General features: G+C 34.9%; 8 protein-coding genes. 1 reads left to right on the top strand and 7 read right to left on the bottom strand.

Annotated features, from left to right (window positions below):
- From VLC96_RS08625 to VLC96_RS08595, 7 genes are all read right to left on the bottom strand, one after another.
- The coding region (locus VLC96_RS08625) for a TolC family protein (protein WP_325262147.1) at positions 1 to 1,271 on the bottom strand (1,271 nt) is incomplete at its 3' end.
- Positions 1,272 to 1,335: 64 nt separating this feature from the next.
- Entirely contained in the window at positions 1,336 to 4,560 is a 3,225-nt protein-coding gene (locus tag VLC96_RS08620; RefSeq protein ID WP_325262146.1) for an efflux RND transporter permease subunit, read from the bottom strand.
- Positions 4,561 to 4,571: 11 nt separating this feature from the next.
- Positions 4,572 to 5,717: an efflux RND transporter periplasmic adaptor subunit gene (locus VLC96_RS08615; protein ID WP_325262143.1), complete on the bottom strand. Its 1,146-nt coding sequence runs from the start codon at positions 5,715 to 5,717 to the stop codon at positions 4,572 to 4,574.
- 244 nt (positions 5,718 to 5,961) lie between these two features.
- The gene (locus VLC96_RS08610; RefSeq protein ID WP_325262142.1) at positions 5,962 to 6,555 is read right to left on the bottom strand and encodes a TetR/AcrR family transcriptional regulator; all 594 of its coding nucleotides are present in this window, start codon (positions 6,553 to 6,555) and stop codon (positions 5,962 to 5,964) included.
- 266 nt (positions 6,556 to 6,821) lie between these two features.
- On the bottom strand, positions 6,822 to 7,457 hold the full coding sequence (locus VLC96_RS08605; RefSeq protein ID WP_325262140.1) for a response regulator transcription factor: 636 nt from the start codon (positions 7,455 to 7,457) through the stop codon (positions 6,822 to 6,824).
- Positions 7,454 to 8,239: a sensor histidine kinase gene (locus VLC96_RS08600; protein ID WP_325262139.1), complete on the bottom strand. Its 786-nt coding sequence runs from the start codon at positions 8,237 to 8,239 to the stop codon at positions 7,454 to 7,456. Before VLC96_RS08600 ends, VLC96_RS08605 begins: the two co-directional genes overlap by 4 nt.
- Positions 8,240 to 8,871: 632 nt before the next feature.
- A complete protein-coding gene (locus VLC96_RS08595) occupies positions 8,872 to 9,513 on the bottom strand; it encodes a hypothetical protein (RefSeq protein ID WP_325262137.1) in 642 nt (213 codons plus the stop codon).
- A 267-nt stretch (positions 9,514 to 9,780) separates the two neighbouring features.
- Here VLC96_RS08595 and VLC96_RS08590 point away from each other — a divergent pair.
- On the top strand, positions 9,781 to 10,173 hold a 393-nt coding region (locus VLC96_RS08590), incomplete at its 3' end, for a hypothetical protein (RefSeq protein WP_325262136.1).

The following is a 10,173-nucleotide window of genomic DNA, read 5'->3' as shown; positions in this document are numbered from 1 at the left end:
AATAGTTTCGAATTTTTAATGGCTAATTGCAATGTTTTTACGCGTTCATTGAGAAAAGACTGTTGCTGCTCTAATTTTTGTATTCTCACCAAAGCGTCTGATACTTCGCTAACGGCTACCAAAACAGCTTGTCTGAAATTCAAAACTGCTTTTTCTCTTTCAGCTTTCGCAATATTATACTGCGTTTTTAATCTTTTATTATTCAACAAAGGCTGGGTTAAACCTCCAAGAGCAGTTCCAAATAACGATGCTGGCATCGTAAACCAATTACTGGATTCGAACGAATTTAATCCGCCTTGCGCTGTGATTCTTAAGGCAGGATACAGCTCGGCTTTTGTGATCCCGACATTTGCATTTGCTTCTTTTAGCGCTAATTCGGCACTTTTAACATCGGGTCTTCTGGCTATTACCGAAGAAGGAATTCCGGTAGCTGTATTGTTTTTTACAGCAATTTCAGAAAGAGCAATGCTTCTTTTTTTCGAATTTGGGAATGAACCTGTCAACACGCTCAATGCATTTTCCTGAATCGCAATATTTTGTTCCAATAAAGGAACCAATTGTGATGCATTTAATTTTTGCGCTTCCGTTTGCTGAATGGCTAATGAAGTAACCTGTCCAGCATCATATTTCAGCTTGATGATGTTGCTTGTACTGTCGATTAATTGCACATTTTGCTTTGCGATTTCTAACTGAGCATCGAGCATCAAAAGATTATAGTATCCTTGCGACACATTTGCAACAATAGTAGTTTGCAATGCTTTTTTGACTTCTTCCGATTGCAGATAATTGGCAAAAGCGCCTTTTTTCTCGTTTTTGATTTTTCCCCAAATATCCGCTTCCCATGAAAGTGAAACTCCAGCCGAATAATCTTCGATGTGTTTTTTGCCTAAAGCCTGATTCAAACTTCTTCCGGTAAAACTGTTTTCAGAAGGATTGTTGATTTCAGCAGTGACAAATAAATCGGCTTGCGGAACATTATTCCATTTCGATTGTGTGAATTGGTATTGCGCGATTTCGATGTTTTTGGTAGCGATCTGCAAATCGTTATTTCGAGTTACAGCACTGTCAATCAACTGAACGATATCTTTTTCGGTAAAGAAATTTTTCCACTCTAAATCGCCAATACTTGTCGTATCATTGGAAACTGCTGTGTTCCTGAAATGCTCGGGGAAAGCATCTTTAGGCGTTTCAATATCCTTTGAAACCGTACAGGATATAAATGTGATGATCAGGATTATGACCAGCAAGATTTTCGTTATATACTTTTTCATTTTACTTTTTCCTAATTAAATTTCTGGATAGTTTTCTTTTTTGGTGTCAAGATGTTTTGACACCTTATACGCTATGTACGCTAGGCTGGTGATGATTGTTACCAATATCGTGGTTATATAGTTTTCCATTTTGATTTTCTTTGTTATGAATTTGAGCTACTGGTTTTTTAGTAACTTTTTCTTGTAAATATTGAAATACGACAAATAAAACCGGGATGATTAACAGCCCAAGAATTACTCCTGAAACCATTCCTCCTGCGGCACCAATACTAATGGAATGGTTACCCTGAGCAGATGGACCTTTGGCATACATCATCGGAATTATTCCAACAACAAAAGCCAGTGATGTCATGATAATTGGACGCAAACGGAGTTTTGCTGCCTGCAATGCCGAAGCGACCAATCCTTGACCAGATCTTCTTCGTTGTGATGCGAATTCGACTATCAGAATTGCATTCTTCGCGAGCAATCCGATGAGCATGATCAAGGCAACTTGTACGTAAATGTTATTTTCGATTCCTGTTAATCCGATGGCAACAAATACCCCAAAGATTCCGGCTGGGATCGATAAGATTACTGCCAAAGGCAAAATGTAACTTTCGTACTGAGCCGCAAGCAGGAAGTAAACGAATATCAAACACAATAAGAAAATTGTCGCTGATTGTCCTCCAGAGGCAATCTCTTCGCGGGTTTGACCTGAAAATTCGTAACTATAACCTGCGGGTAATTGCTGAGCGGCAACTTCTTCAATGGCTTTGATGGCATCTCCTGAACTAAATCCAGGTTTTGGAATCGCATTTACCGAAATAGAATTAAACAAATTGTATCTCGAAGCTGTTTCCGAACCATAAATACGAGATAGTTTTACCAAAGTATTTATAGGAACCATTTCTCCATTTTTGTTTTTTACAAATACTCGGTCAATCGCTGAAGGATCTGCTCTGTCGGCAATATCTGCCTGAACAACGACTCTGTAATATTTTCCAAAACGGTTAAAATCTGATGCTTGCGCGCTACCAAAATAAGCCTGCATCGTTTGCAGAATGTCTTTTACATTTACGCCCAATTGATCTGCTTTGGTATCATTAATATCCAATTGTAATTGTGGATAATCGGCTTTGAAACTGGTAAAGGCTACGGCAATTTCAGGGCGTTTCATTAATTCGCCAATGAAAGTTTGAGAGATGCCGCTAAATTTATCCAATTTGCCTCCCGTTTTATCCTGCAAAACCAAATCCAAAGCTTCGACATTGCTAAAACCTGGAACAGTTGGAAAACTGAATACGAAGAAACTACCTTCTGAAATGGCGCCTAGTTTGCCACGAACCTGATTCATTATTTCATCGATATTCTTGATTTCGCCGCGTTCTTCATTTGGTTTAAGCAAAACAAAAACAACCGCAGATGATGGGCTAGTAGAATTGGTTAATAAGTTGAAACCTGAAATGGCTGTTACAAATCGAGAAGACTCTAAGCCTCTTAAAGTATTTTCTGCTTTAGTCATTACTTTTTGGGTTCCGTCTAATGAAGTTCCCGAAGGAGTATTAACCGCAATGGCAATAAATCCTTGGTCTTCTGTCGGAATAAACCCTGAGGCAGTATTTTTTACCATTACAATTGTAGCAACAGTAATTATAGCCAAACCTCCTAAACTTACCCATTTGTTTTTAATTAAGAATTTTAATCCACCCACATAACGGTTGGTCAAAGCATTAAAACTATTATTAAATCCAATGAAGAATTTTTCTTTAAATCCTTTTTTCTCGGAAGGAGTATTTCCGTTAGCGTGATTATCCTTCAAAAATAAAGCGGCTAGGGCAGGGCTTAAAGTTAAAGCATTTACAGCAGAAATTACAATTGCAATTGCCATAGTAAAAGCAAACTGACGATAGAAAACTCCTGTTGAACCTTCCATAAAACCAACCGGCAAGAATACGGCAGCCATTACCAGCGTAATCGAGATAATCGCTCCTGTAATTTCGTGCATAGCTTCGTGTGTGGCGATTTTTGGCGATAAATGTTTGTGCTCCATTTTGGCATGCACCGCTTCGACGACAACAATTGCATCATCGACTACGATTCCGATGGCTAGAATTAATGCAAAAAGCGTTAAAAGATTGATCGAAAATCCGAATAACTGCATGAAAAAGAACGTTCCTAAAATGGCTACAGGTACTGCAATTGCCGGAATTAAAGTCGATCTGAAATCCTGAAGGAATAGAAATACAACAATAAATACCAATATAAAAGCTTCAATTAATGTGTGTTCTACTTGTGCAATTGATTGGTCCAGCGAAACTTTTGTACTGTAAAATATGTTATGTTTTATTCCAGAAGGAAAATCTTTAGCGGCTTTGACCATCAATTTGTTAATCGCAATCTGAATATCATTGGAGTTAGAACCAGCCAACTGAATAACACCAATTACAATTCCTTTTTTACCATTCAAACGAGTTAAACTGTTGTAAGAGTATGCACCAAGTTCCACTCTTGCTACATCTTTCAATCGAAGTGTTGAACCGTCAGGATTGGAGCGAATTGCGATGTTTTGGTAATCTTCAGGCTTCGTTAGTTTTCCTTTGTATTTGATTACATATTCAAAAACTTCGTTGCTTCGTTCTCCAAATTTCCCCGGAGCGGCTTCCAAACTTTTGTCCTGAATCGCTGCCATCACTTCATTTGGTGTCACATTATGGGTTGACATTTGTGTTGGATTCAGCCAAACGCGCATAGAATAATCTTTTACACCACCAAAAATACTAGCCGAACCTACACCAGGAATACGTTTGATTTCTGGAATAATATTGATTTGGGCATAATTAGCAACAAATGTCTGGTCGTATTTGGACTCATTATCAGTGTACATACCGATTGCCATGATAAAACTATTTTGTTGTTTGGCAGTGATAACACCTTGCTGAACAACCTCGGCAGGCAATTGGCTAGTAGCTTGCGCAACTCTGTTCTGAACGTTAACCGCAGCCTGATCTGGATCTGTACCTAATTTAAAAAAAACAGTAATCGCTAGTGTACCGTCATTACTGGCAGTTGAACTCATATACGTCATATTTTCAACACCGTTTATAGATTCTTCCAATGATGGTGCAACAGAACGTAAAACCGTTTCAGCATTGGCGCCGGGATAAACCGCAGTTACCAAAACCGATGGTGGGGCAATATCAGGAAACTGCTGAAGTGGCAATTTCGCAAGTCCCAAGACTCCCAATATGACCAGTAAAATGGAAATAACGGTTGCCAGGACGGGCCTTTGTATAAATATTTTGAACATCTTCTTAAAAATTAGTTTTTGTTAATTACTTGAGCAATCTTAGTGGTTGGTTTTTCAGGCTGAATTAATTGTCCTTCCTGAAGTTTGTCAATGCCCGTTAATACGATTTGGTCTCCAGTTTTTACACCATCTTTGATAAGGTAATTAGTACCGCTTTTTCCGACAACTGTAATAGGCGTTTTAGTGACTTTGTTTTGTTTATTTACTGCAAAAACAAAAACTTTATCCTGCATTTCAATCGTAGCCGATTGCGGAACCAAAATCGCATCGTCATGCTCTAATCCTAAGCGAATTTTTCCTGTATTTCCAGAGCGCAAAGTCCTGTATGGATTTGGGAATGTTGCTCTAACGGTAATAGCACCCGTAGTTTTATCAAATTGGCCATCGACCATATCGATTTTTCCGGTTTGCGGATAAGCGCTATTATCTGCTAATAATAAAGTTACCGGAGGCAAATTTTTAATTTTGTCACCAATGCTTTTTCCCGCATATTGTGATTTGAATTTGATGAAATCAGTTTCTCCCAAAGAGAAATAAGCAAACACTTCGTGAACATCAGAAAGGGTTGTCAAAGGATCAACGTCTGTTGCAGAAACTAAGCTTCCTTGTTTTTTAGGCAATCTTCCAATGTAGCCATTTACCGGAGCTGTAATGTTGGTATATCCTAAATTGATTTTTGCTGAAGCAACTGTGGCTTTTGCCTGTTCGATATTGGCAGCAGCAATCTTTTGAGAAGCTTTAGCAGTTTTCAACTGATAGTCTGAAACGACTTTGTTTTGCACTAAAGGCGTAAGTTTATCCACTTCTAGCTGGGCGTTGATATATGCGGCTTCGGCAGCATGAAGACTGGCCAAAGCTGTATTGAGCTGCTCGCGGAAAGGGCGTTCGTTTATTTTAAATAATGTTTGTCCTTTAGTAACATAAGCACCTTCATCGACAAGAACTTTATCTAAATTACCACTCACTTGTGGACGAATTTCGATATCGACAGTTCCTTGTATAGCAGCAGGATATTCAGCATCAGTTGTGGTGCTTGCGGTAGTAATTGCCATAGTAGGCAGGACAGGCGCGGGTGCAGCAGCAGGTGCTTGCGATTTATCTGCACAGTTACTAAGTGTAAATGCGAGAATTAGGCTGATAATAATTACTTTTTTCATTTTATTTGGTTTTTAATTAATTTGCTTGTTTTTAATAGATTAGTATTTATTTCCGTTTATTTTTAATATTATTAAATAATTTAACATCGTTAAGTAATAGTTGCTAAATTGTCAAATAATAAAGTTTCTAAATTCATCTTATGATGAGTATTAAATTATTTATCAGTGTTAAGTAAAAGTAAATAAGGGGTTATTATTACGTTATTAAATTATTTATCACTGTTAAGTGAAATGCGAAATTTTTTTATTGTATTGATTTTATGATACCACCAATTGCGTCTTTCAGGATCTGGTTGTTGATGGATTCCATTACCGCACTTTTGTTGATGATATTAATAGAAATCAAGCCATGAATTACTGAAAAGAAAGTGAAATATTTCTGTTTTATCACATCATTACTTGGATTGCTGTTTTTCATAATTTCAGCAATAACTGCAGTAAATAAGTTGTAAGGCGCTTCAGATGCTGGACATCGTTGTGAGCAGCAAGTCATTTGTACACCAAACATTAACTGATACATTTCGGTATCTGTAAAGGCAAAATTCCAATATGCCATCCACATAGCTTCTAATTGTTCATCCGGTTTTTCAAATTTTGCTTTCGCTTTTTCAAGCTCTTTCGTCAATTTAATAAAACCCTGACCAGTTAGCTGTTGTAAAATAGCTTCTTTATTAGAAAAGTATTCGTAGATAATGGGAGCAGTGTATTCAATTTTATCAGCAATTTTTCGCATACTAAGACCTTGCCATCCTTCTTCTTTGACGATGGTACAAGCAGCCTCAAGAATATTATTTCTTGTCTCTTCTTTTTGTCTTAAAATACGATCTTTACTTGCCATTATATTTGAGTATTAAATTGTTTAACACTGTTAAGCAAAGGTAGACTAAATTTTAAATATAAAACAATTCAACTATCATTTTTTTTTATTGTAGAATAGAGGGAGATAAAAGGTTTTTATTTTGTTGATTTTAAATGGTTTATGTTTTTTTTGGGCGATGAACGCGGACTTGTAGTGGATAGCCTGTTAAGGTAACTAAATCTAAAATAAATGAAACAAAGCTAATAAAACTCTTCTTTGAAGTTCAAAATTTAATTTTAAATCAATTATGTAAATCCATTTTTTATTGCAAAAACAGCTAAACCAACTCTTGTTTTTAGTTCTAATTTCTCGCACAGATTATCTCTGTAACTTTCAACAGTTCTCGGGCTGCAACACATTTTATCGGCAATTTCTTTGTAGCTGAGTTCAGTGATGGTATATTTTAGGAATTCTGTTTCTCGATCTGAAAATTTGATTTTTTTTTCGTAATCCTGATTATTGAAATTTGAAAATAGAACCTTCGAAGCCCAATCTGGATAATAAAAACCGTCACTAACAAGTTTGTTTAAAGCTTTTTCAAGTTCCTGTGGATTGGTGTTTTTTAGTAGATATCCTTTGGCACCATTTTTTACCATTTTGATAACGCTATTGTCATCTCCCTGCATTGTCAAAGCCATTGTGATAATGTTAGGATAATGTTCTTTTAGCCAAAGCACTGTTTCAAATCCGTCCATTACCGGCATGCTGATATCCAGAAGTATAATGTCAGGAATGGTTTTCTTTTCTTCCAATTTCTTAATTAATTTTTTTCCGTTTTCGGCAATATTAATTACTTCAAAGTCTTTGAAATTGCTAATAATTCCTTCAAGCGCTTTTGCAATCAGCAAATGATCATCCACAATAATAATGGTTTTTTTCATGACTTTCTTTTTAGGGTGATAAGAATGGAGGTTCCTTTGTTTATTTCTGAAGTAAGATTAAATTCGGCACCGATTATTTCGGTTCTTTTTTTCATATTGGCAAGCCCAATTCCGTTGCTGAGATTATTTTTGGTGTCAAATCCGATTCCGTCGTCATTGATTTTTAATTCCCAAATATTTTCATCGGACGTATTTAAATCAATAAAAATATTCTTGCAGTGTGCGTGTTTAATGCTATTTTGAATAAACTCCTGGATAATTCTCAACAGCACATTTTTTTGCATATAATCAACATCAAGTTCTTCAAAATTATGTTTAAAAGAGATTTTGAATTTCTTTAAAGCTTTAATTTTTTTTATTTCCTTCTTTATCAAAGAGACAATTCCTTTTTGATTTAGTGTATCATCTGTCAAAGCTTTCGAAAGTTCCCGTAAGTCTTGTAAAGATTGGTCGGTAATTTTACAAATCTGTTCAATTTTTTGATTGTATTCCGAAAATTTGTTCTCATAAAGCAATTGCTGAGAATACAAACTTACCAAAGTCAGTTTTTGTCCAATGTTATCATGAATTTCTCTTCCAATTTGTTGCATGGTAGCTTGCTGAATTTCCAGCTGCGTTGAGATTAATTCTTTCTCGTGAATCTCATTTTTGGTTTCTATTTCTTTTAAATATTCTTTTTTACGCTGCCTATATTTTCTGATGTAAATAAAAATGGCAGACAGAAACAATACGAAAAAAATATTAAAAAGTATGACGGTGATTAAAAGTTCTGTTTTCCCCATATAAATGAAATTGAGAATAATACATACATCATGATATCAGAAATCAGAAAGTAATCATAATAAATATTCCAAACTTCAACATATTTTACAATGAAAGGATAAAAAGTAATAAATGGGAGTGTACCGATATAAAAAATGGTTACTCCCAGATTAATGTAAAACATTCTGTTTTGTTGAAATATCAAAATATCATTTGAATTAATTTGGCGATAATACTCCATTACCACCAAAATCATTAACATACAGCATCCTAAAGTGTAATTAAAGGAAAAGAAAATTTTATATTTCTCAAAGAAAATTTCGCTTAGAAATGAAACAAAATATAATATGGATAAACCCCAAAAGAATTTTTTATTTTTAAAGGATTTCAGAGCATATAACCAATAAAAAAAGATAAACTGATAGGGGATCACCAGAAAATTATAGAAATTTACCTTAGAATGCTTTCCCCAATTTTCATTATACCGGCCAATTATTTCCAATAAAAATAAAATTATCAGATAATAAACAAAATACTTCCAAAAGGAATCCTTTGCGCTTTTGTAATACAACAAGGCAATCAACGCAGATAATCCTTCTATCCAAAAAAGAATTTCTCCTAAAGTATTTTGAAATTGGTTAAGAGTCATTTTTTAATAACTAAGTGGGGTAACTGTGGCTGGAGGAATTAAACTTCCATGATTAAAAGCTATTACTTCGGAGGAACCTGCACTCATTGTACTCATCATCGTTTGCATTTGCACATTATTGTCAGAATTTCTATTTCTTGAATAGGTGGAAGGATCCAATGGATTAAAATCGTAATCTAAATAAACACCTTGATCATTTTTTAATTTTAGAGTTGGTATCATAATAATGGTATGCCGTCTTGCGAATTCTTCTTTTCGAAATTCAGCATCCAGATTTTCTTTATCAATAGGGTAAGCGGCATAATAGCAGCGTACTCCCAGTTGTTCTTCTTCTATTTTCGCGTTTACTTTTCTTGTTTCACTTTCGACGCTTTTTAAGAAATTCTTTAATTTTTTTAATTCAAACGAAACTGTAATAGCATCATTAATTCCTAAAGCATCATTAATGGATTTTAATTGGTTATTTCGATAGTTATCGACCATATTCTGAATCACTTTTGGAGACATCGTGCTTGGTCTGACATTTTCATTTGAGTTTGAAGATGGGGAAAAGATCTTTCTTATCACATAAAGCGTAAGCGCTCCGGCAAGAAAAATAGCAATGCATAACAATGGGTTTTCGGTCAATAAGTTTTGTGTTTTCATAATTATCTGTTTTTCATAAAGTTAAAAAAAAATTAATGTAAAAAAACAGATTTTTCTTTAAAAATAAAGCAGGGATTTTAACATTTCTCCACCGTGTTTTTACGGTTTGTTTTTTAGATGTTTTTCGGTAACTAATTTTAGGGTTTTTACTGCTGCTTTTTATTCTAAATACTCCCAATTTTGAATCATTGTTTAAATGTTCAATTTCAAGGAGTTAGCCGAAAATCCTATTTAAGAGTAGGCACTAATCATTAAATATTAAATAAGATGTCTAAAAAGTTAAAAGCAGAGGAAAAAGTAGAATACACTGGAAGATATTTGGTATTACTTCCTGAAGGTTCTAACACAACAGATTCTATCAATGAAATCAGCTCAGTAAGTGGTTTAAATCTAAAAAGTTCGTTAGAGTTTGAAAATGAATTGTTTACCACCAAGGATTTGGATGAAACAGATGGAATTGTCTTGGATAAAATAGGAGTTGCTATTCTTAGCAAAAAGCCTGAAGTTGATATTTCTGTAGCTGCATTTGGAGATAAACAAGTGATTGTAGAGCCAGAAAGAGTAGTTCATGCACTTCACACTATGTTGGACGAAACTACACAAAAATATGTAGAAGGTTATCGTGATGCCGTAAACAAAATGTCTGAAATGTTAATAGGT

Source organism: Flavobacterium sp. (genome assembly GCF_035456085.1).
GTDB lineage: Bacteria > Bacteroidota > Bacteroidia > Flavobacteriales > Flavobacteriaceae > Flavobacterium.
The sequence above is the reverse complement of the archived record's forward strand: the minus strand, read 5'-3'. Positions and strand labels throughout refer to the sequence as shown.